This is a genomic window from Candidatus Pelagibacter sp. PS_10_02, assembly GCF_059418005.1.
This window is the reverse complement of record NZ_CM182076.1, coordinates 855,610-879,814: the sequence shown is the minus strand read 5'-3', so window position 1 is coordinate 879,814 and position 24,205 is coordinate 855,610. Positions and strand designations below refer to the sequence as shown.

22 protein-coding genes and 1 other RNA gene are annotated in these 24,205 nt (G+C 30.1%); 20 read left to right on the top strand and 3 right to left on the bottom strand.

Features of this window, described 5'->3' with window-relative positions; all coding sequences use genetic code 11:
* The first annotated feature begins 38 nt into the window (after nt 1-38).
* The gene (locus AC5SL1_RS04875) at nt 39-1,769 is read left to right on the top strand and encodes an AsmA family protein (RefSeq protein WP_494599303.1); all 1,731 of its coding nucleotides are present in this window, start codon (nt 39-41) and stop codon (nt 1,767-1,769) included.
* Here AC5SL1_RS04875 and fumC read toward each other — a convergent pair.
* Complete coding sequence (fumC, locus tag AC5SL1_RS04870; protein WP_494599302.1) at nt 1,757-3,145, bottom strand: class II fumarate hydratase; 1,389 nt, start codon at nt 3,143-3,145, stop codon at nt 1,757-1,759. The two genes, AC5SL1_RS04875 and fumC, sit on opposite strands and share 13 nt — an antisense overlap.
* A gap of 66 nt (nt 3,146-3,211) precedes the next feature.
* Here fumC and AC5SL1_RS04865 point away from each other — a divergent pair, with 66 nt between their 5' ends.
* A complete protein-coding gene (locus AC5SL1_RS04865) occupies nt 3,212-3,586 on the top strand; it encodes a pyrophosphohydrolase domain-containing protein (RefSeq protein ID WP_494599301.1) in 375 nt (124 codons plus the stop codon).
* Here AC5SL1_RS04865 and ssrA read toward each other — a convergent pair.
* Nucleotides 3,582-3,883: a transfer-messenger RNA gene (gene ssrA / locus AC5SL1_RS04860) on the bottom strand. The two genes, AC5SL1_RS04865 and ssrA, sit on opposite strands and share 5 nt — an antisense overlap.
* 4 nt (nt 3,884-3,887) lie before the next feature.
* Between ssrA and thyX the strand changes: the two genes are divergently transcribed.
* Complete coding sequence (gene thyX / locus AC5SL1_RS04855; protein ID WP_494599300.1) at nt 3,888-4,835, top strand: FAD-dependent thymidylate synthase; 948 nt, start codon at nt 3,888-3,890, stop codon at nt 4,833-4,835.
* Here the strand turns inward: thyX and AC5SL1_RS04850 are convergent.
* Complete coding sequence (locus AC5SL1_RS04850; protein ID WP_494599299.1) at nt 4,816-5,640, bottom strand: Mrp/NBP35 family ATP-binding protein; 825 nt, start codon at nt 5,638-5,640, stop codon at nt 4,816-4,818. The two genes, thyX and AC5SL1_RS04850, sit on opposite strands and share 20 nt — an antisense overlap.
* Nucleotides 5,641-5,691: 51 nt before the next feature.
* On the opposite strand from AC5SL1_RS04850, the gene hflK reads away from it, so the two are divergent.
* The 17 genes from hflK to AC5SL1_RS04765 all read left to right on the top strand — a co-directional run bounded on the left by hflK (nt 5,692) and on the right by AC5SL1_RS04765 (nt 24,202).
* Entirely contained in the window at nt 5,692-6,792 is a 1,101-nt protein-coding gene (gene hflK / locus AC5SL1_RS04845) for an FtsH protease activity modulator HflK (RefSeq protein ID WP_494599298.1), read from the top strand.
* On the top strand, nt 6,793-7,662 hold the full coding sequence (gene hflC / locus AC5SL1_RS04840; RefSeq protein ID WP_494599297.1) for a protease modulator HflC: 870 nt from the start codon (nt 6,793-6,795) through the stop codon (nt 7,660-7,662). It begins immediately after the preceding gene.
* Nucleotides 7,663-7,671: 9 nt separating this feature from the next.
* Entirely contained in the window at nt 7,672-7,857 is a 186-nt protein-coding gene (locus AC5SL1_RS04835; protein ID WP_494572835.1) for a DUF2065 domain-containing protein, read from the top strand.
* A gap of 1 nt (nt 7,858) precedes the next feature.
* Entirely contained in the window at nt 7,859-9,271 is a 1,413-nt protein-coding gene (locus AC5SL1_RS04830) for a Do family serine endopeptidase (RefSeq protein WP_494599296.1), read from the top strand.
* A 2-nt stretch (nt 9,272-9,273) separates the two neighbouring features.
* Nucleotides 9,274-10,215 (top strand): tRNA (adenosine(37)-N6)-dimethylallyltransferase MiaA, encoded by a 942-nt coding sequence (gene miaA / locus AC5SL1_RS04825; protein WP_494599295.1) that lies wholly within the window; start codon nt 9,274-9,276, stop codon nt 10,213-10,215.
* Nucleotides 10,216-10,234: 19 nt separating this feature from the next.
* Nucleotides 10,235-11,998 (top strand): acetolactate synthase 3 large subunit, encoded by a 1,764-nt coding sequence (locus AC5SL1_RS04820; protein ID WP_494599294.1) that lies wholly within the window; start codon nt 10,235-10,237, stop codon nt 11,996-11,998.
* The gene (gene ilvN, locus AC5SL1_RS04815; protein WP_494579324.1) at nt 11,999-12,547 is read left to right on the top strand and encodes an acetolactate synthase small subunit; all 549 of its coding nucleotides are present in this window, start codon (nt 11,999-12,001) and stop codon (nt 12,545-12,547) included. It abuts the gene before it with no gap.
* Between the two features lie 20 nt (nt 12,548-12,567).
* A complete protein-coding gene (gene ilvC, locus AC5SL1_RS04810; RefSeq protein ID WP_494572830.1) occupies nt 12,568-13,587 on the top strand; it encodes a ketol-acid reductoisomerase in 1,020 nt (339 codons plus the stop codon).
* A gap of 103 nt (nt 13,588-13,690) precedes the next feature.
* A complete protein-coding gene (locus AC5SL1_RS04805; RefSeq protein WP_494599293.1) occupies nt 13,691-15,253 on the top strand; it encodes a 2-isopropylmalate synthase in 1,563 nt (520 codons plus the stop codon).
* Between the two features lies 1 nt (nt 15,254).
* Nucleotides 15,255-16,292, top strand: a complete 1,038-nt coding sequence (locus tag AC5SL1_RS04800; RefSeq protein WP_494599292.1) for a rod shape-determining protein — start codon at nt 15,255-15,257, stop codon at nt 16,290-16,292.
* A 5-nt stretch (nt 16,293-16,297) separates the two neighbouring features.
* Entirely contained in the window at nt 16,298-17,512 is a 1,215-nt protein-coding gene (gene mreC / locus AC5SL1_RS04795; RefSeq protein ID WP_494599291.1) for a rod shape-determining protein MreC, read from the top strand.
* Complete coding sequence (mreD, locus tag AC5SL1_RS04790) at nt 17,513-18,022, top strand: rod shape-determining protein MreD (protein ID WP_494599290.1); 510 nt, start codon at nt 17,513-17,515, stop codon at nt 18,020-18,022. It begins immediately after the preceding gene.
* The gene (gene mrdA / locus AC5SL1_RS04785; protein ID WP_494599289.1) at nt 18,012-19,934 is read left to right on the top strand and encodes a penicillin-binding protein 2; all 1,923 of its coding nucleotides are present in this window, start codon (nt 18,012-18,014) and stop codon (nt 19,932-19,934) included. Before mreD ends, mrdA begins: the two co-directional genes overlap by 11 nt.
* Complete coding sequence (gene rodA, locus AC5SL1_RS04780) at nt 19,935-21,056, top strand: rod shape-determining protein RodA (RefSeq protein WP_494599288.1); 1,122 nt, start codon at nt 19,935-19,937, stop codon at nt 21,054-21,056.
* Between the two features lie 64 nt (nt 21,057-21,120).
* Nucleotides 21,121-22,362, top strand: a complete 1,242-nt coding sequence (locus tag AC5SL1_RS04775) for an NAD(P)/FAD-dependent oxidoreductase (protein ID WP_494599287.1) — start codon at nt 21,121-21,123, stop codon at nt 22,360-22,362.
* Between the two features lie 3 nt (nt 22,363-22,365).
* The gene (locus AC5SL1_RS04770) at nt 22,366-23,259 is read left to right on the top strand and encodes a DMT family transporter (protein ID WP_494599286.1); all 894 of its coding nucleotides are present in this window, start codon (nt 22,366-22,368) and stop codon (nt 23,257-23,259) included.
* On the top strand, nt 23,252-24,202 hold the full coding sequence (locus tag AC5SL1_RS04765; protein ID WP_494599285.1) for a D-2-hydroxyacid dehydrogenase family protein: 951 nt from the start codon (nt 23,252-23,254) through the stop codon (nt 24,200-24,202). The genes AC5SL1_RS04770 and AC5SL1_RS04765 overlap by 8 nt, the downstream gene beginning before the upstream one ends.
* Nucleotides 24,203-24,205 lie beyond the last annotated feature (3 nt).

Sequence of the window (24,205 nt, the reverse complement as noted above, 5' to 3'; positions counted from 1 at the left end):
AATATTCATTATAAGCTTATTAAATTTTATTAGTAGATATGAAACAAAAATATACCAAAAAAATTACAAATCTGATTGATTTATTGATCATAAATACACTATTAAAAGTTATATATAAAATAAAATATTTTTTTGTTTGGCATTTTTGGAATTTGTCTAAGAAATTTAATAAACTGTTTAACAACTTAGTAAAAAAACCATTATCAGACTTTTTTATAAAAATAAGTGATTTAATTAGTTATTTTTTTAAAAAAAAAATAACTAAAAATGTAAATACATTTACTCAAAATTTTTTTTTTAAGCTTGATAATTTAAAAACTAAATATTTTGGAAAAAGCTCTAAAATAAGTAATTTTAATAAATTTAATATTAGTGGATTAAATAAAGTTTTAATAACTTTAATTGGTTCATTGTTTTTATATATTTTTTACTTATTACTACCTAGTATATACGATAAAACTTGGGTAGAGGAAAAAATCAAAAAAAATCTTCTTAGTGAATTTAAAATTGATTTAACATCTACTGAAGATATTTCTTACCGTATTCTTCCATCTCCACATTTTTTAATTAAAGATACCAATATATTATCAAATGAGCCAAATAATAAAAAAATAATAGCTGAGGTTAGAAATTTAAAAGTATTTATCAATCAAGGTAATTTTTTTGATAAAGAAAAAATTACTTTAAAAAATATTATTATAAATGATGCAAATTTTTCTTTATCAGGGATTGATTTAAAAAGATATAATAGTTCAATTAACGATAAACTTTCTAATAAAAAAATTCAATTTGACAAAGGTAATATCTTTTTTAAAGATAACATCAATGAAATATTTGCTATAGTGAAAATTAATGATGCAAATCTTTTTTTTGATGATCAAGCATTACATAATAATTTTAATCTCAAAGGGAGTATTTTTTCAATACCGTTTACTTTCGAATTAGAAAGTAAAAATGATCAACAAATTAAAAAAAAAATTTCATTTAATGCAAAATCTCTTAATTTAGAAATTAACAATGACTATATTGTTGATAATGATGGTCAAACTAAAGGTAATAATATTGTTACTTTTTTAGGGACCCTATTAAATTCAGAATTTAAATTGAGCAACAACAGTGTTATTTTTTTTTCCAAAAATTCAAGAATTAAAAATAACAAAATTGACTACAATGGAATTTTATCAATTAATCCATTTGATCTAGATTTAAAAATTGATTTAAATGATAATAATATATCTGAGCTATTAAATTTTAATCCTATTTTAATAGAATTACTAAAATCAGGAGTATTATTTAATAGCAATATAAGTTTAAAAACTCTTATCAATGCTAATTCAAATGAGCAAAAGAATCTTTTTCAAAATTCTAAAATCCATCTAGATATAACTAGTGGCAAAATAAACTTTGATAAAACAAAATTTTTTAATAGTGACATAGGATCATTTGAGTTAAGTAATAGTAATTTATTTGTCCAAGATAATAGATTAATTTTAAATACAGATTTATTTTTTGATATCAAGAATAGTAATAAATTATTCTCATCTCTTAACACAAAAAAAAAATCTAGAAGAAAAATTAATAATGTTTTAATAAATTTTGATTATGATTTTTCAAATAATGTAATTAAATTTAATAATGTCAAAATTGACAATAATAAAGTAGGTGATCAAATTTTAAATATTATTGAGGAATTTGAGGATAATAATTTAAATAATAAAGTTAAAACTAAAAGATTATTAAATAATATACTTGATGCTTATGAGGGGTAAATCATTTTTTTAGGATCTACTATCTGATCATAATCCTTCTCTTTTACAAGACCAGTTTTTAAAGTTTCTTCTTTTAAAGTAGTTCCATTTTTTAAAGCAGTTTTTGCAATTTTTGCAGCATTGTCATATCCAATTTTAGGAGCGAGAGCAGTAACTAACATTAGAGAGTTATCTAGATGCTCTTTAATTTTTTTCTTATTAGCTTTAATTCCTTTAACGCAAAAGAGAGCAAAATTTTTTGTACTATCTGCAATAAGATCTATGGATTGAAGAACATTGTGGGCTATCATTGGTTTAAATACATTCAATTCAAAGTGACCATGAGAACCAGCAACAGTAATACCCGTATGATTTCCAATAACATTGGCACAAACCATCGTAACAGCTTCACATTGTGTAGGATTAACTTTACCAGGCATAATAGATGAGCCAGGTTCATTTTCAGGAAGAATTAATTCTCCATAACCAGCTCGAGGTCCTGATCCAAGAAATCTTATATCATTTGATATTTTCATCAAGGCAACAGCACAAGTATTTAAAGTTCCTGAGAAATTTATAATAGAGTCGTGAGCAGCCAATTCAGCAAATTTGTTTATGGCAGGTTTAAAAGGTAATTTTGTAAATTTAGCAATTTCTTTAACAATTTTTTTATCAAAACCCTTTCTTGAATTAATTCCAGTTCCAACAGCAGTGCCACCCTGTGCTAAAAAGAATATCTCTTTAAGGGCAAACTCTATTCTTTCAATAGATTTCTTTAATTGAACTTGATATCCTGAAAACTCTTGACCAAGTGATAATGGGGTTGCATCTTGTAAATGGGTTCTACCAATTTTAATAATACTTTTAAATTCTTTAGATTTTTTAGCTAATTCTTTTTCTAAAATTTTTAAATTTGGTAATAATTTTGATACAGTTTCTTGAGCAACAGATATATGCATAGCTGTTGGAAAAACATCATTAGTAGATTGAGATTTATTGACATGATCATTTGGATGAACAGGTTTTTTTGAACCTTTTTTTCCACCCAATATCTCAATTGCTCTATTTGCAATTACCTCATTAACATTCATGTTTGTTTGAGTACCAGAACCTGTTTGCCAAACTTTTAAAGGAAAATTTTCATCTAATTTTCCTTTTATTACTTCATCAGAAGCCTTTATGATTGAGTTAGTAATTTTTTTATCAATCTGTTTTTCTTTAAAATGTACTAACGCTGCTGATCTTTTTATAATTGCTATTGATTTAATTATTGAAATATTTACTAAAATTTTTCCAATGTTAAAAAATTTATTAGATCTTTGGGTTGACGCTCCCCAATATTTATCATTTGAAACGTTTATACTTCCAATACTGTCAAATTCTTTTCTTAATTTCATTGATTAATATATTATTCTTAATTTAGTATACTTATATATTAAAATTAAAAAACTTACAGGAGCTAAATGACAAATTTTAACAAAGTAAAAACTTTTATGAAAACCTTTGGCCAAGAGGTTAAAACTAAGCCTTCTTTTAGCTCTGATAAGATAAATACTTTAAGATATGATTTAATTAAAGAAGAACTAGAAGAACTTAAAATTGCAATGGAAAATAAAGATCTTTTAGAAGTTGCTGACGCTTTAACGGATATTTTGTATGTAACTTATGGTGCTGGACATGCATTTGGTATCGATCTTGATAAATGTTTTGAAGAAGTTCAAAATTCAAACATGAGTAAGCTAGGCGAAGACGGTAAGCCCATTTATAATGATGCTGGAAAAGTTATGAAGGGTCCTAAATATTTTAAACCTGATTTAAGTAAATTTATAAATTTATAGGGGCGTTCTGTTACCCGGTGCCCCAGACCGTGCTTCTATAATTAACCTAAGTTAATTATGCAGCAATAGCGTAACTTTCGTTAGCATTTAAAGTTTAGCCCGTCACGGTGGAACAATCCCGAACGAAAGAATAACCTTTAGTCACCCGTCGATCCTATTTCACCCCCTTAAGTTGTAAATGGTGGAGGTGGTGGGTACTGCCCCCACGTCCGTAATGGTTATTACGAAATTCGTTTATCGTCGTAGTTGGCAAGCCAACACTATTACTATAAAAGCATTTGAAGGAGATTCAATAAAAATCATGAAATTAACAAAAGAACAATCACAAGAAATCAAAGATCAACAGGCCCAACAAAATCAAACAAAAAGGGTTACAGCTCCTGAACTTGAAAACATTCTTTATGAAGCAATACCAGCCCTTGATCACGGCTTTGTAAGAGTTATTGATTACATGGGAGATGACACATCAATTGTTCAATCTGCTAGAGTTTCCTATGGAAAAGGAACCAAGCAAGTTTCAACAGATGCAGGCCTTATAAAATATTTGATGAGACATTGGCATAGCACTCCATTTGAAATGTGTGAAATTAAATACCATGTTAAACTTCCAATTTTTATTGCACGACAATGGATTAGACATAGAACAGCAAATGTTAATGAGTATTCAGCAAGGTATTCAATTTTAGATAGAGAGTTTTATTTACCATCACAAGAAAATTTAGCAGCACAATCTTCAAGTAACAGACAAGGAAGAGGAGATGTTATTGAAGGTGAACAAGCAAAAGAAGTTTTGGAACTTTTAAAAAATGATGCTGAAAGAACCTATGACAATTATGAAATGATGCTGAATGAAAGATTTGATGGCTCAACGATCGATGAAAATAAAAAAGGACTTGCAAGAGAACTTGCTAGAATGAATTTAACTTTAAACACTTATACTCAGTGGTACTGGAAAACAGACTTACTAAATTTGATGAATTTCTTAAGACTAAGAGCGGACAGTCATGCACAATATGAAATAAGAGTTTATGCGGACATCATGTTAGATACTGTTAAGAAATGGGTACCTATAACTTATGATGCATTTATGGATTATAGGGTAGGTGGAACAGAGGTTTCAGCTAAAGGAAAAATTATAATTCAAAAACTAATCAAAGGGGAAGAAGTTGACCCAGATAGTTCAGGCTTATCTAAAAGAGAATGGAATGAGTTAATGGTTTCTTTTGATCTTAAAGATAAGTTGATTTAATTTTTTTAGCAAAGTCTAAGTATATTTTAGAAATTTCATGCTCAGGATTAGCTTCAACAATTGGTTTTCCTTCATCACCACATCTTCCAACCTCAGAATTTATTGGAATTTCACCTAAAAATTCTTTTTCAAATTCCTCAGCTGTTCGTTTAACACCACCCTCACCAAATATTTTATATTTTTTACCATCATCACCAGTAAAATAACTCATATTATCAACTAAACCTAAAATTTTAACTCCAAGTTTGTCAAACATCTTAATGCCTCTTTTAACATCAAGAAGGGCTACTTCTTGAGGAGTTGAAACGATTATTGCTCCATCCATCTTAATTTCTTGAGAAAAAGTTAATTGAGTATCACCAGTTCCAGGAGGCATATCAACAATGATGAAATCTAAGTTTTTCCAACCAACTTTTTGTGTGAAAGTTTTAATTGCGCTAGTTACCATAGGTCCACGCCAAATCATTGGAGTTTGTTGATCAGCTAGAAAACCAATGGACATACATTGAATGTCATATTTTGTAATAGGAGTTAAAGTTTGACCATCACTTTTTGGTTTTTCATTTATATCAAACATTTTTGGTATTGAAGGACCATAAATGTCAGCATCAAGCAAACCAACCTTACAACCAATTTGTTTTAATGCTAAAGCAAGATTTGTTGCAAAAGTTGATTTACCAACTCCACCTTTTGCACTTGAAATTGCTATGGTAAATTTTGTTCCAAGAATCGGGTTTTTAGTGAACTTTCTAGGCTCCAGTTTTTTTTTCATTGCGTCACTTGGTTCTGGTTTTTTATCTGTCATGTGGCTATCAATACTTGTTTTTCTAATTAAAGGCACTATATACTTAACGATATGTCAGATGATTTTCAAGGTAGAGGTGGAAGTCCATGGGGAACACCCCCTGGAGGAGGAAACGGCTCAGGTAGAGGTCCAACACCACCAGACATAGATGCAATTATTAAAGACATCCAAAATAAAATAAATAAATTTTTACCTGGTGGAAGTAAATCAGGCGGAAAACCAATTGGTCTAATCTTAATTATTTTACTTTTTGTTTGGCTTGCAAGCGGATTATATAGAGTGCTTCCAGATGAACAGGGAGTTGTATTAAGATTTGGTAAATTTATAAAAACTACTCAACCAGGATTAAACTACCACATTCCTTTTCCAGTAGAGGCTGTTGAAACTCCAAAAGTTACAAAAGTTAACAGAATTGATATTGGGTTTAGATCAGAGAGAGATAGTGGTTTTTCTCAAGGAGGTGGAGTAGCCGATGTTCCTCAAGAAAGTTTAATGTTAACAGGTGATGAAAATATTGTGAACATAGACTTTTCAGTTTTTTGGGTAATTAAAGATGCGGGAAAGTTTTTATTTGAAATTCAAGATCCTGAAGGATCTGTTAAAGCTGCAGCAGAGACTGCAATGAGAGAAGTAATTGCTAAAAGTGAAATTCAACCAATTCTAACTGAAGGAAGAGCTGAAATTGAAATTGAAACACAAGAAATTATTCAAAAAATATTAGATGAGTATCAAAGTGGAATTCAAATTACACAAGTTCAAACTCAAAAAGCTGATCCACCGGATCAAGTAATTGATGCATTCAGAGATGTTCAAGCTGCAAGAGCTGATATGGAAAGATCTAAAAATGAAGCTGAAGCATATGCAAATGATGTTATCCCAAGAGCAAGAGGGGAAGCTGCAAAAATTATGCAAGCAGCAGAAGCTTACAAACAAAAAGTAGTTGCTCAATCAGAAGGTGAAGCAAGTAGATTTATATCAATCTTCAATGAATATGATAAAGCAAAAGAAGTGACACAAGAGAGAATGTATCTTGAAACTATGGAAAAAGTTTTAGCTGATATTGATAAAGTAATTATTGAGAAAAATGCTGGATCAGGGGTCGTTCCTTATTTACCACTACCTGAACTAGGAAAAAAGAAGGTAACTAATTAGATGAAAGCACAAAAAATTTTATTACCCATTATAGCAGTCCTAGGAGCTGCAGTTTTCTTTTCAGTATTTATTGTTAAAGAAGTTAATCAAGCAATAGTTTTGCAATTTGGTGACCCTAAAAGAATTATAGTAGAGCCTGGTTTAAATTTTAAAATTCCTTTTATTCAAAATATAGTCTACCTAGATAAAAGAATATTAAATTTAGATACTCCACCAGCAGAGGTTATTGCCTCAGATCAAAAAAGATTAATTGTAGATGCATTTGCAAGATTTAAAATTGTAGACCCCTTAAAATTTTATATTTCTGTTGGAAATGAAAGAGTTGCAAGATCAAGATTGGCAACAGTTATTAACTCAAGAATTAGAAATGTTTTAGGTCAACAAGAACTACAAACATTATTATCTAAAGACAGATCAAAACAAATGTCTCTAATTCAAGTAGGGGTTAATGCAGAGGCTCAAAAATTTGGAATTGAAATTGTAGATGTAAGAATTAAAAGAGCAGACCTTCCTCAAGCAAACAGTGAAGCAATTTTTAGAAGAATGCAAACTGAAAGAGAAAGAGAAGCTAAGGAATTTAGAGCACGAGGTGCAGAAATGGCAGTCACAATTACATCAACGGCTGATAAAGAAGTTTCAATAATTTTAGCAGATGCAAATAAAAACTCTGAGATCATGAAGGGTGAAGGTGATGGTGAAAGAAATAGAATATTTGCAGATGCCTTTGGAAGAGACCCTGAATTTTTTGCATTTTACAGAGCTATGCAGGCATATGAAACAGCTTTAATCGGCGGAGAAACATCTTTAATTTTATCTCCTGATAGTGAATTTTTTAAATTTTTTGGAAATATAAAACCTAAATCTCAATAATAATTAAACATGAAAGAATTGATCATAGCTTTTGGTCTCTTTCTTTTTATTGAAGGTATTATGTATGCCTTATTTCCATCAAAAATGAAAAATATGATAAAAAAAATTGAGTTGATAAGCGACTCACAATTGAGAAGTGGTGGATTAATTTTTGCAGTTATTGGCTTTGTTATTATTTGGTATATTAAAAATTAAAATGAAAAAGATTAAAAAATTTATACTCATTATTTTTTCAATTACTTTTGCTTCACAGGTAATTGCAAAAGAAGTACCGAATTCATTTGCAGATTTAGCAGAAAAGCTAATGCCTTCTGTTGTAAACATTTCAACAACCACAACAGTTGTTACTAATTCAAATCCATTTCCAGGATTTCAATTCCCACCAGGCTCTCCTTTTGAGGATATGTTTAAAGAATTTGGCACGCCACAGAAAAGAAAATCAGCTGCTCTAGGCTCAGGTTTTATAATTGAAAAAAGTGGAATTGTGGTAACTAATAACCATGTTATACAAGATGCAGAAGATATTTTAGTAAGAGTTGATGGTGACAAAGAGTATAAGGCGACAGTTATTGGAGCTGACCCCTTATCAGATATTGCTGTCCTTCAAATAGAGTCAAAAGAAAAGTTCATACCTGTAAAATTTGGAGACTCAGATAAAGCGAGAATTGGTGATTGGGTAATTGCAATAGGTAATCCATTTGGCCTAGGAGGAACAGTTACGGCTGGAATTATTTCTGCAAGAAATAGATCTATTGGGCTTTCTCGTTATGAAGACTACATTCAAACAGATGCTTCTATAAATTCAGGAAATTCTGGAGGTCCCTTGTTTGATATGAACGGCGATGTAATTGGAATTAATACAGCAATCTTAGGCAAAGGTGGTTCAATTGGCATAGGTTTTTCTATACCCTCCAACAGTGCAAAAAAAGTAATAGACCAATTAATTGAATTTGGTGAAACTAAAAGAGGATGGCTTGGAGTTAGAATTCAAGTGGTTACTCAAGAAATTGCTGATGTAGAAAAGTTAGATGAACCAAGAGGAGCTTTAGTTGCAAGTGTAGCTGAGAATAGCCCATCTGATAAAGCAGGAATTAAAGATGGCGATATAATTTTAGAGTTTAATAATACCAAAATAAATGAAATGAAAGAACTACCAATTATTGTTGCTCAAACAGAAGTAGGTAAAACAGTTGATGTTAAAGTTTGGAGAAATAAAAAAGAAATTACAAAAAAAATTAAATTAGGAAGACTTGAAACTTCAGAGGATTTTAAAGTTGAAAAAAAAGCAAGTAAAAATGAAACTCCAGAAATTTCTGAAGTTAAATCATTAAAGATTATAGCACGACCTTTAAATGATGATGATATTAAGGAAAGAAAATTACCCAATCAAACAACAGGTCTAGTGATCACTAATATTGGTAAAAATAGCCCAATAAATTACTTAAACGTAGGTGACATAATTATTGAAGCTCAAAAGAAAAAAATCAAATCTATAAAAGATCTTGAAGAAATAGTTGAGAGTACACTTAAATCAAATCAAAAAACAATTTTGATTGTGATTTACAACAATCAAAACCAAAGAAGATATATTGGTGTTAAGCTAGACTAATAATGGACAATCTGTCCAAGATCATTTTAATTTCAGGTCCAACTGCTTCAGGTAAATCAAATTTTGCTGTAAAAATTGCTAAAAAAATTAATGGAGAAATAATTAATGCAGATAGCATGCAAGTTTATAAAAAATTAAAAATATTAACAGCAAAACCAAACCTAAAAGATAAAAAAGGTATCAAACATCATTTGTACGGATTAATTGATTTAGACAAAAAATTTTCAACAGGCGATTGGTTAAAAAAAGTGATTAAAAAAATTAAAGAAATTAAAAAAAGAAAAAAAATTCCAATTTTAGTTGGAGGAACTGGTTTATATTTTCAATCCTTGATCAATGGTTTAGTAGAAATCCCTGAGATTCCAATAAAATTTAGAAATAAAATTAGAGCAATACACAAAAAAGAAGGTCAAAAAAAATTTTATAAAAAACTTTTACAGATTGATCCTAAGGTTAAATTGAAATTTGATCCAAATGACTCTCAAAGAAGTATAAGAGCATTTGAAATTAAATCATTTACCAATGTTTCAATGTATGACTGGTTAGATAAAACCACATCAATTTTTAAAGAAAATGAATTTTTGAAATTGTATATCAACGTTGAAAGACAGGAGTTAGTCAAAAGAATAAATGAAAGAGTCTTACTTATGGTTAAAAAAGGAGCCATACAGGAAGTTCAAAAATTTATTTCATTAAAAATTAAAAAAGATCAAACTGTAAATAAGGTCATTGGAATTGACGAATTGACACAGTATCTACAGAATAAAATTAATTTAGAGCAAGCCATAGAACTAATATCAATTAAAACAAGACAATATGCTAAAAGACAAGCAACTTGGGCCAGAACGAGAATGACCACTTGGGATAAAATATCTTTAAATAAAATTGATGCCTTTGTAAAAAAATTAGATAAATCATCTCTTAAACTTGACCAATTAACATAAAGTCCGATAGATTGCCTGAATGCCAAAATTATATTCAGGTGCTGAGATTGTTTTTAAATGTTTAGAAGATCAAAAGGTAGAGCATATCTTTGGTTATCCTGGTGGAGCAGTGCTTCCAATTTATGATGAATTAAAAAACCATCCTTCAATTAAACATATTCTTGTTCGACACGAGCAAGGAGCTGGTCATGCTGCTGAGGGATATGCAAGATCAACTGGAAAACCTGGCGTTGTATTAGTCACGTCTGGACCTGGTGCAACAAATGTTGTGACAGCTTTAACAGATGCCTACATGGACTCTGTTCCTCTTGTTTGTATCTCAGGTCAAGTCCCAACTCATTTAATTGGTACAGATGCTTTTCAAGAGTGCGATACAACAGGAATAACAAGACCATGCACAAAACATAATTGGTTAGTTAAAAATATAAATGACCTTCCAAGGATAATGCATGAAGCATTTGAGGTTGCAACAACAGGAAGACCAGGGCCAGTATTAGTAGATATTCCAAAAGATATACAATTTGCAAAAACAAAATACTTTAAACCTTCCAAAAAAAAATCTAACTTAAAGATTAAAAATAGGTTTAAGCAAAAAGATATAGATCAATTAATTGATTTAATGAGCAAGGCAAAAAAACCTATTTTTTATACAGGTGGTGGCGTTATTAACTCAGGCCCAAAAGCAAGTGAACTTTTAAGAGAATTAGTATCTCTTACTGGATTTCCAATTACCTCAACACTACAAGGATTAGGTGCTTATCCAGGAGATGATAATCAATTTCTTGGAATGCTAGGAATGCATGGAACTTATGAAGCTAACAATGCAATGCATGATTGTGATTTACTTATCAATATAGGTGCTAGGTTTGATGACCGAATAACAGGAAAGATTGATGAGTTTTCTCCCAAATCAAAAAAAGTCCATATAGATATAGACCCATCTTCAATAAACAAAATTGTAAAAGTTGATCTATCTATTGTTGGAGATGTTGTGGATGTAATTAATTCAACAACAAAAACTTTAAAAAAGAAAAATTTAAATCTAGTAAAATCAAATAAACAAAAAATTTCAAACTGGTGGCAACAAATTCAAAAATGGAGAAAAAAGCAATCTCTAAGTTATATTGGCAGTGATAAAATTATAAAGCCTCAATATGCTGTAGAAAGACTTTATGAGTTAACAAAAAAACAAGATACTTTTGTAACAACAGAAGTAGGCCAACATCAAATGTGGGCTGCACAACATTACAAATTTAATAAACCAAATAGATGGATGACCTCGGGTGGCTTAGGAACCATGGGCTATGGATTGCCAGCTGCAATTGGTGTGCAAGTTGCCCATCCTAAAAAATTGGTGGTAGATATTGCTGGTGAGGCTTCAATTTTAATGAATATGCAAGAAATTTCCACTGCGGTTCAGTACAATTTGCCAATTAAAGTCTTTATATTAAATAATCAATACATGGGCATGGTAAGGCAATGGCAAGAACTTCTCCATGAAAAAAACTATTCTGAAAGTTATTCAAAGGCACTACCAGATTTTGTTAAATTAGCAGAAGCCTATGGTTGTGTTGGTATTTGTGCAAAAGAACCTAATGAACTAGATGAAAAAATTGAAGAAATGATCAATACTGATAGACCAGTAATTTTTGATTGTCACGTAGATCAAGATGAAAATTGCTTTCCAATGATACCTTCTGGAAAGCCTCATAACCAAATGTTGTTAGGTCCAAATGATCAAGAAGCCAATAAGATTAGCGGCAAAGGAAAAGCATTAGTATAAATGACAAAATCTAAATCAGCATATAGCACTCCAACTAAATCGGGAAAAATTGATACACATATTATTGTAGTCTGGGTAGATAATGAAGCGAGTGTTTTATCTCGAGTGGTTGGACTATTTTCAGGTAGAGGATATAATATTGAATCTTTAGCAGTGGCTGAAGTTGACCATAAAAAAAACTTATCTAGAATTACAATTGTAACAACAGGGACACCACAAGTTATTGAACAAATTGTATTACAATTAAAAAAACTCGTACCAGTTCATAATGTTGCTAATTTTAAAAGAGACGATAAAAATGTCATTTTTAGAGAAATGGCTCTATTAAAAATTGTTGCAAATCCTATTAAAATTAAGAAAGCTTTAAATACTTGTAAAAACTTTAATCCAGTTGTACTAGATCAGACAAAAAAATCTGTAGTAATTCAAATTACAGCATTAAGAAGAGAAATAGATAATATGATAAAAAATTTAAAACCACTTGGTCTTGTTAGCGCTTCAAGAACTGGGGCGGTTGCAATGACGAGAGGTGCAGAAATCTTAAATTAATTAGCAAAAGGAGAAAAGAAATGAAAATGTTTTATGAAAAAGATGCAGACGTTAATCTAATTAAGAGCAAAAAGATTGCAATTTTTGGTTATGGAAGTCAAGGACACGCACATGCTTTAAATTTAAAAGATAGTGGAGCAAAAGAAGTAGTTGTTGCTCTTAGAGATGGATCGGCGAGCAAAGCAAAAGCTGAGTCTAAAGGTTTAAGAGTAATGAATTTATCTGATGCTGCCGAATGGGCAGAAGTTGCAATGATATTAACTCCAGATGAATTACAGGCTTCAATTTATAAAAATCATATTGAACAAAGAATTAAAGAGGGCACAAGTCTAGCTTTTGCTCATGGATTAAATATTCATTACAAACTTATTGATGCTAGAAAAGATTTAGATGTATTTATGGTTGCCCCAAAAGGACCTGGCCATTTAGTTAGAAGTGAGTTTGAAAGAGGTGGAGGAGTTCCATGTTTATTTGCAGTTCATCAAAATGGGACAGGTAAAGCAAGAGACCTTGCTTTATCATATGCATCAGCAATTGGTGGTGGAAAATCTGGAATTATTGAAACAACATTTAAAGATGAGTGTGAAACAGATTTATTTGGAGAGCAGTCAGTTCTTTGTGGAGGATTAGTTGAGCTTATAAAAAATGGTTTTGAAACTTTAACGGAAGCTGGCTACGAACCTGAAATGGCATATTTTGAATGCTTACATGAAGTCAAATTAATTGTTGATCTAATTTATGAGGGTGGAATAGCAAATATGAATTATTCAATCTCAAATACTGCTGAGTATGGCGAATATGTATCAGGCAAAAAAGTGGTAGACAGTGAAAGCAAAAAGAGAATGAAAGAAGTTCTTGCTGACATTCAATCTGGTAAATTTACAAGAGATTGGATGAAAGAATGTGAAGGAGGTCAAAAGAACTTTTTAAAAATGAGAAAAGATCTTGCAGATCATCCAATTGAAAAGGTTGGTGCTGAACTAAGAGCTATGATGCCTTGGATTGGTAAGAAAAAATTAATAGATAGTGATAAAGGTTAGTTTTTAATAAAAACCCAAATCGACCAAGAAACATAGCGTAAATATAACAAATATTTTGCAATCTCTAATATAGATTGTATTATAGGTTTTCTAAATATTAGCTATGAACGACAAAGATAAAATTTTTATATTTGATACTACAATGCGTGATGGTGAGCAATCACCAGGTGCATCAATGAGTCTTGAGGAAAAAATTCAAATTGCAAGAATTTTTGATGAATTAGGTATAGATATAATCGAAGCTGGATTTCCAATTGCATCTCCAGGTGATTTTGAAGCGGTAACTGCAATAAGTAAGATTTTAAAAAATTCTATTCCTTGTGGACTTTCAAGAGCAAGTAAAAAAGATATAGATGTATGTCATGAAGCTTTAAAAGCAGCGCCGAGATTTAGAATACATACATTTATTTCAACAAGTCCATTACACATGAAGCACAAGTTAAATAAATCACCAGAACAAGTTCTGGAAGCAATTAAAGAAAGTGTAACTTACGCAAGAAATTTGACCGATGATGTTGAATGGTCATGCGAGGATGGCACAAGAACAGATATGGATTATATGTGCAAGTCAGTTGAGCTTGCAATTAGCAGTGGAGCGAAAACAATAAATATTCCAGATACTGTTGGTTATACCATTCCAGCTGAATTTACAAAAATAATTACAACATTAAAAAATAAAGTTCCAAATATTGATAAGGCAATATTATCTGTTCATTGTCATAATGATCTTGGGTTAGCAGTTGCAAATTCACTTGCAGGGGTTGCAGCAGGAGCAAGACAAGTAGAGTGTACTATAAATGGCATTGGTGAAAGAGCGGGTAATGCAGCACTTGAAGAAATTGTAATGGCAATAAGAACAAGAAATGATCTAATGCCTTATTCAACAGGAATTAAGACTGAATTGATAAGTAAAGCTTCTAAAGTTGTTTCAAATGCAACCTTTCCCGTTCAGTTTAATAAAGCAATTGTTGGAAAAAATGCTTTTGCACATGAAGCGGGTATTCACCAAGATGGAATGCTTAAAAATAGAGAAACATATGAAATTATGACTCCTGAAAGTGTAGGAGTTAAAAAAACATCTCTTGTTATGGGAAAACATTCAGGACGACATGCATTTAAAGAAAAATTAAATGATCTTGGTTATGGAGAAGTAACTGATGATGTAATTCAAACAGCTTTTGGAAAATTTAAGATTTTAGCTGATAAGAAAAAACATGTTTATGATGATGATATCGCAGCTTTGGTTGATGATAGTTTGGTTTTAGATAAATATATGATTAATTTAAAATCATTGAAAGTTTTTGCTGGAACAGGTGAGCCACAAAAAGCTGAAATGACACTAGATGTTTATGGAGAAGTTAAAAAAACATCAGAAACAGGAGATGGACCTGTAGATGCTATATTTAAATGCATCAAAGTATTATATCCTCATGATGTAAAATTGTTATTGTATCAAGTTCATGCTGTTACTGAAGGAACTGATGCGCAAGCTACAGTAAGTGTTAGAATTGAAGAAGAAGGAAAGACTGCAGTTGGACAAGCTGCTGATACAGATACATTAGTTGCATCAGCAAATGCTTATTTAAGTGCATTAAATAAAATGATTATTAAAAGAAAAAAAGTTGCTCCTATGGAGTATGAATCCCAACAATTGAAAGGTATTTAAAATGGCTAATTGGTTTAGTAATATAAGCAGCGTATGGAGTCAGGACATGGCAATTGACCTTGGAACGGCCAATACACTTGTAGTTTTAAAAGGACAAGGTGTAGTTTTAAATGAACCATCTGTTGTTGCTATCGCAGATAATGCTGGAAAGAAAACTGTACTTGCAGTGGGGGATGAAGCAAAAACAATGCTTGGAAGAACACCTGGTAATATAAGTGCAATTAGACCTTTAAGAGATGGGGTTATTGCAGATTTTATAGTTACAGAAGAAATGATTAAACATTTTATTAAAAAAGTTCATAAAAATAAAACTTTTGCAAATCCAAGAATTTTAATTTGTGTACCAACAGGCTCAACACCAGTTGAAAGAAAAGCTATTCAAGATAGTGCTTTAGCTGCTGGTGCTAGAAGGGTTCAATTAATTGAAGAACCAATTGCAGCAGCAATTGGTGCGGGACTTCCAATTTCAGAAGCAACAGGATCAATGGTAGTTGACATAGGGGGTGGTACTACTGAGATAGCCGTAATGTCTTTAGGAGGATTGGTATATTCTAAATCATTAAGAGTTGCTGGAGATGCAATGGATGCCGCATTAGTAAATTATATGAGAAAAGAATATAATCTTATGATTGGAGATAGTACAGCTGAGAAAATTAAAAAAGAAATTGGAACAGCCATACCTTCAAATTCAAATGTATATGCTGTTAAAGGTAGAGATTTAAGATCAGGCACTCCTAAAGAAGTAAATATTACTGAAGAAGATACAGCAGAGGCTTTAAATGATATCTTAAAAGATATGGTCGATGGTATAAAGGGTGCACTTGAAAACACACCTCCAGAATTATCCGCTGACTTAGTAGATATGGGGTTAACATTGACTGGTGGTGGAGCTTTATTGAAAAATATTGATAAAAGATTTTCCAAAGAAACTGGTTTGCCAGTTTTTATAGCAGATGATCCATTAGCATGTGTTGCAATTGGTACTGGAAAAGCTTTAGAGCAAGAGGAGACTTTTTCTACTATGCTTTCTGAGTATTAAAAGAAATGGAAACAAGCAGAGACGATTTTGTAATAGCAATTAGATCTGCATTTTTAAAAAAAGAAACACAACAAAAATTTTCTATACTAACACTTATAATTTTTTCTATAATATTTTTAATTCTAGGAGAAATTAATTTTAAACCTATTAATTATATTAAAATAGCAATTAAGGAAATTGCTTATAGATCTTCATTTATAGTCTCAGGACCAGAAAAAATTATTGGAATTGGTTTTAATAAAATAACCAACCATATAAACCATTATAGTAACTATAAAAATATGAAAGAAAAATTAGATAAATTAGAAGCTTTAGATTTATCAAATCAAATTATTACACTTGAAAATATAAAGTATAAAAAACTCGTCGATGATTATTTTATAAAAAATAATGAAATCTTTGCAAAAGTATTAATTGACAAGAATAGCCCATTTTTAAGATCTGTAGTGCTAAACAAAGGAAGTAAAAATAACATAAAGCTTGGAATGGCAGTTCTTGATGGTGAATATTTAATTGGAAAAGTGGTTGAAGTAAATTTTTTTACATCTAGAGTTTTGCTAATATCAGATATTAATTCTAAAATTCCAGTGTCTATATCACCAAACGATGTTCAGGCCATCATGTCTGGTGATGGTAAGCAAAATGCTACTTTACAATATACTCAAGGAACAGATTTAAAAAACAATAACGAAGATATGATGGTAACAACTTCAGGGGCAGGAGGATTATTCAAAAGTGGAATATTAATTGGAAAGATAAATTTTACAGAAAACTCAATAACAAATAATTTAAAAGTCAATATTTATAAGGATTTTTCACAACTCAAGTATGTAAAAGTTATATCTTTTTCTAAAGAGGAAAAGGCTTTAGATCAAACATCTAAAGATGAATTAAAAACAATGGATGCTCAGATCTTAGAAGCAACGAAACAAAAAGAAAACATAAGAATATTGCTAGAAGAAAAGAAAATAGCCTCAGAGGTTAGAAAAAATATTGAGGAAGAGAATAGTCAACTTAAAAATAGAATCTATAATTTGCAAACCAAACTTTTAAATACCGAAGAAGCTATTGAAGAACAGACAATTCAAAAGGAAGAAATGGAATTCTTAAAATTAAATCTTTTATATGGACACAAATGTAGAAAAGCTATGTTTAATAAACTTCATAAAGTAGGAACACCAGAATATAAAAACTGCGTATTGCAAAAAGGAAAAATGTAAATGGGCAATTTAAGAAACAATAATATTATTAGAATTTTTTTTGAATATTTTCCAATGATTTTACTTTTTATATCTATATTAAATAATTTTGATTTTAATTATTTAAACTTGCAATATTTTTCATTTAATTTTTCATATATTTTAATTTTTTACTTTAGTTTAAAAAGAAGTGCTAGCTTAGGATATACCTTAATATTTATTGCAGGTTTATTTAATGATGTAATTAATGGCACACCAATTGGTATGAGTAGCCTGATGTATTTATTACTTTGTGGTGTTGCGGCCTATTTAAGAGCTATAACTTTAAGTGTAAGTTTATTAAAAGACTGGATATCATTTGTTATTACTCTTTTAGTTATAAATTCATTGTCCTTCATAATCTTAAATATATTTCTTAATTATGAGACAAATTATATTGATCAAATATCAAATATCATTTTTACTTCTTTACTTTATTTAATTTTTCCATTTTTGTTTAATTTTATAGAGGATAGACGCAGTGCTAGGTGATGACTTTAGTGTAAAAAAAATTCATACCATTAATAGACGAATGTTTATTATTGGAGCAGCAAAATTTATTATTTTCTCAGGAATTATAGTAAGATTATTTTCATTACAAATCACAGATAACAAAAAGTATTCTACGCTGTCAGATAAAAATAGACTGCGAGAATGGAGGTTGCCGCCAATTAGAGGGGAATTTCTTGATTATTTTGATAATGTAATTGCAGGAAATAACAGGGTTTACGAGTTACACGTAATACCTGAACAAGTAGAAGATTTTAGATATCTAATAGTAAGACTAAAAGAAATTTTAAATCTTACTAACAGTCAATTTGAAAAAATTATAAAACAAAAAAACCAACAAAAACCTTGGGAGACATTGATTGTTTCAAAAAATTTAACTTGGGAACAATTTTCTAAAGTTAATCATTATCTTTATGATTTAGTGGGTGCAAAACCTGTCATTTCTGTATCACGTAACTACCCGTATGATGAAAGCTATACACACGTATTGGGCTATGTAAGTGAAGCTAGTGAAAATGATATTTTAAACAATCAGTCTATCAAAGACAATCTTGTGCCAGGTCTTAAGGTTGGAAAAACTGGTTTAGAAAAATCGTTTGAAGATCAATTAATTGGTACTAACGGTATCCAGAGATACGAAGTTAATGCTTATGGTAAAAGAATTAATCAAGTTGATCAAATTGATGGTTTAAAAGGCAATACTATTAAACTTACATTAGACACAGAGATTCAAAAAAAAAGTGCCGAACTTTTAAGAGGAATGGCTGGATCAATAAATGTAATGGACATTTATACTGGAGATATTATAGCAATGCAGTCTTCTCCTTCATTTGACCCAAATCTATTCATTTTTGGTATTAGCCAAGATGATTGGCAATTAATTAGAAACAACCCATTAAAGCCTTTAGTTAATAAAAGTTTATCTGGATTGTATTCACCTGGTTCAACATTTAAACCAATGGTTGCTCTTTCTGCACTAGAAAACAATATAATAACAAAAAATTTTAAGGTTAACTGTACAGGAAAAACTGAAATGTATGGGCAAACATACCACTGCTGGAAAAAGAAAGGTCATGGAGTTGTAAATTTAAAAGAAGCCATGAAACAATCTTGTGATACTTATTTTTATGAAATAGCAAGAAAACTTGGAGTTGATCGTTTAAAAGAAACTTCAATTAAATTTGGTCTAGGAGATAAAGTTTTAGACAAAACATTTAATAATGAAAAAAAAGGATTGGTTCCAGACACAAAATGGAAAAAAAATAATTTGGGAAAAGGGTGGGTTTTAGGTGAAACATTAATAACCGGAATAGGTCAAGGTTATATTCAAACTACTCCACTTCAATTATGTTTAATGACCGCACAATTAGCTAATGGCGGATTTAAAATTTATCCCAAAATAACTATTAATGAAAAAGACAAAACTGCTGTTGAGATTAAAGAACTAATGAATGAAGGACAGGATTTTTTAGAGTCATTTGGAAATGATCAATATACCAAACTTTTTGATAAAAAAGAAAATATAGAATTAATTAGAAACTCAATGTTTGCATCAACAAATGAAATTAGAGGAACATCTTATTCTTCTAGAATAGAAGATCCAAAATATCAGTTTGCAGGAAAAACAGGCACATCACAAGTTAAAAGAATTACTGAAGCTGAGAGAGAACTAGATTTAGCAACAAAAGATATAGATTATAAAAATCGAGACCATGCTTTATTTATAGCTTTTGGACCTTTTAAAAATCCAAGGTATGCTTTGAGTATAGTTATTGAACATGGTGGATCTGGAAGTTCAGTAGCAGCTCCACTTGCAAAAGAATTATTTAAACTAATTATTGATAGACATAATCTTAGAGAACAAGCTCAAACTCAAAAAATAATAAATACATAAATGCAAATCGACTCACTAAGTTCACACTCAACTTTGTTTCAAAAATTAAGAAATTTTGATTATATTTTATTATTTTGTATCTTATTATTAGGGTTAATTAGTTCATTATCTATGTATTCAACAGATGGTGGAGAGATTTTATTTCACACTAAAAGTCATATTGCAAAATTTTTGATTTTCTTTTTTATGATGATTTTTTTATCATTGTTTAAAATAAATATTTGGCATTACTTTTCTTATCTTTTTTATGTAGTAATTTTATTTCTTTTAATATGGGCCTCTATTTATGGGATTAAAGTTTCAGGCTCACAGAGATGGATTGATTTATATTTTATTAATCTACAACCTTCTGAACTAATGAAAATTGCAATAATAGCCTGTCTTGCAAAATATTATCATCGAGTCCAACTTCGAGAAGTTAATACTTTTAAGCATATATTTTTTTCATTAATAATTCTTATTCTTCCTATTTTACTTGTAATATCGCAGCCAGACTTAGGTACCTCAATACTTATTGGATTAAGTGGTCTAGTTGTGATGTGGCTTTCAGGTCTAAACATTAAATATTTTATATATTCATTTTTAATTTTATTAATTTCGATGCCCTTTGCCATCTCACTTTTAAAACCATATCAAAAATTAAGAATTCTTACTTTTTTAAATCCAGATAGGGATCCCTTGGGTGCAGGATATCAAATAATTCAATCTAAAATAGCAGTTGGTTCCGGTGGATTTACTGGAAAAGGTTTTTTAAAGGGAACACAAAACTATTTAGAATTTTTACCTGAAAAACATACTGACTTTATTTTTACATTATATGCAGAAGAGTATGGTTTTTTAGGATCATTAGGATTGCTACTAATCTATATTATGATCATTTATAGAATTATAAAGATAGGTTCGATTTCGAGAAGTTATTTTGCAAAAATTTTTTGTTATGGTTATGCATCATCTATATTTTTTTATATTTCAGTGAACATGTCAATGGTTTTAGGTTTATTACCTATTGTTGGTTCACCTCTGCCAATCATGTCATATGGAGGCTCATCAATGTTGGCTACAATGATTGGATTTGCAATTGTTATGAGTGCAAAAATTAATCATAAACAGTTAATAGCTTAATTTTTAAACCACCCATACCAATTTGCCGCTGGAAAAAAATTCATTGAGAAATTATATAGAGATTGTGAATAAAAAATTTAAAATTGGAATTGTAGGAGCAGGAATACAAGGAATTTCCAATGGATTATTTTTACAAAAAAAAGGTTTCGATGTAACAATTTTTGATAAAGATGAACCAGGCAGTCCTGTTGCCTCATATGGAAATGCAGGTCATTTTTCTCCATATGCTTGTGTATTAATGAATAGGCCTGATGTTTTAGCTGATGTGCCAGCTATGCTTCTAAGCTCAACAGGTCCACTTGCTCTTAAATGGAATTATGTTCCCAAAATGATTCCATGGTTTTTACAATTTATTAGAAACTGCACCACAAATAGAATGATGCATACCGCAAAGAATATGCATCAAATTTTGGATTTAGCTTTACCAGCTTATGATGAATTATTTGATGAAATAGATTTAGAAGGTTTAGTTGAAAAAAAAGGTATTTTATATATTTGGAATGATCAAAATTTAAAGAGTAGAGAGCTTGAGATTAGAGTTAGAAATGAATTAGGTGTTGATCAACAAGTTGTAACCCCTAAAGAAATTCACGATCTTGAACCAAATATAAAACCTTTTTATCATGGTGGTGTTTATTATCAGCATGGAAGACACGCAAGAAATCCAAAAAGGATTCTTTTAAAACTTTTTGATCTTTTTTTGAAAAAAGGTGGAAAGTTTTTAAAAATGAATGTCCAAGATATTAATTTTGATGAAGATAAACCAGCTATAAAAACTGAAACTCAAAGATTTATTTTTGACAAATTAGTAATTGCCTGTGGTGCTTTTTCAAAAAGATTAACAGATAATTTGGATGAAAAAATACCACTTGATACAGAAAGAGGATATCATGTTCATTTTAAAGGTTGTGATCATCTTTTAAATAGACCGGTAATTTTTTCTAATAGAGGTTTTGGTATTACGCCAATGGAACAAGGACTTAGAGTTGTTGGAACAGTTGAGTTCGGCGGTCTTGAGAACCCACCTTCTAAAGGAAGAGTTAAAAATTTAATTAATAATGCAAAATATATGTTGGGCGATTTACCAGAGCATGAAGATGAATGGATGGGATTTAGACCTAGTTTGCCAGATTTTTTACCAGTAATAGGTCCATCAAAAAATCATAAAAATATTTTTTATAGCTTTGGTCATCATCATTTAGGATGGACTTTGGGTCCAATATCTGGAAAGATTATCTCTGGAATGATAGCTGAAGAAAATACAAATCTAAATCTAGAACCTTATAGCTCAAAAAGATTTGGTTAATTAATGCAAAACACTAAAGCATATACAATGCTGGTATGTGCAACTTTATTTTGGGCTTGCAATTTTATAGTTGGAAAATTTGCTTTTTTAACAGAAATCCCACCTTTATCTTTAGTTTTTTATAGATGGTCTTTAGTTTGGATAATTCTATTACCATTCACTTACAAAGATATAATTAAATACAAAGAAATTATCTTTAAAAATTTACCGTTGTTGTTTTTTTTAGGCCTTACAAGTGTTGGTTTATTTAATTCATTTACATATTTAGCTCTAATGCACACGCAAGTAATAAATGCTTCTCTCTTTAATGCTGCGATACCTGCTATTATAATTTTACTTTGTTTTTTATTTAATGTTGAAAAAACTAATAAATTTCAGATCCTAGGTTTGATAGTTTCTATTTGTGGGATCATAGTGATAATAACCAAACTTAAACTAGACATTATACTTTCATTAAATTTTAATAAAGGTGACCTAATAATGGTTGGAGGTGTTCTTGCTTGGGGAGTTTATTCGACTCTTTTAAAAAGAAAAAAATTTACCTTACCATTGTTAGCGTTAGTGCATGTTATTTGTACATTAGGATTGATTACTGTATTACCACAATTTTTATATGAATTTTCAAATGGAAAAGTGATTCAGTTTGATATTAATTTCATTTGTACTCTAGTTTTTCTTGCACTTTTTCCTAGCATTGGATCTTATTATTGTTGGGCTGGAGCGGTATCAATTATAGGTGCTAATAGAGCAGGTATTTCATTATCCTTAATTCCATTATTTAGTACTATGATGGCTATAATAATTTTTGATGAAAAATTTCAATTTTTTCATTTGATTGGAGCTATTTTAATTATAATAGGTTTATTTTTATCAAATAAGGAAATTAAAAATGCTTAAAGTTGCAATATTAGATGATTACCAAAATGTATCACATGAGTTTGTAGATTTAAAAAAACTTTCAGGAAAATATGAGTTTAAAATTTTTAGTGAACCATTTGTTGATGAAGCGGATGCTATTGAACAACTTTCTGATTTTGAGGCTTTATTAATAATGAGAGAAAGAACGCCAATCACTAAAAATTTAATAGATAATCTTAATGATCTTAAATTTATCATTACTAGTGGATCAAGAAATAAGGCAATAGATCTTGTAGCTGCAAAAAAAAGAAAAATTATAGTTTGTGGTACAGAAATTAATTTTACTCCAACGTCCGAGTTAACTTGGGGTTTAATTTTGGGCCTTGCTAGAAATTTTAAAGAAGAAATTGATAATATGTATCAAGGGTATTGGCAGACCACTATCGGCTTTGAACTTAAGGGAAAGATTTTAGGATTAATTGGACTTGGTAGAGTAGGGTCCGAGGTTGCTAAAATTGGTAAGGCTTTTGGCATGCAGGTTATGGCTTGGAGTGAAAATTTAAATTTAGATACCTGTAAAGAATTAGATGTGTTGCCTTGCAGTAAAGAAGACTTATTACAAAATTCTGATTTTATATCTATCCACGTTCAAGGTGGTGTCAGATATAAGGAGTTAATAAAATTAAAAGAGCTAGATATGATGAAAAAAACTGCTTTTTTAATTAATACGTCACGAGGCTCAATTATAAATGAAGACGATTTAATTATTGCATTATCAACCAATGTTATAGCAGGTGCTGGACTTGATGTTTATGAAAAAGAACCTTTACCTGAAAATAATAAATTAAGATTTTTACCCAATGCATTGCTAATGCCACACGTTGGTTATGTAACAGCTGAAAATTATAGTAAGTTTTATACACAAATGATTGAGGGCTTAGAAGCTTGTGTTGCTGGTAAACCGTTAAGAGTGTTAGAATGAAAT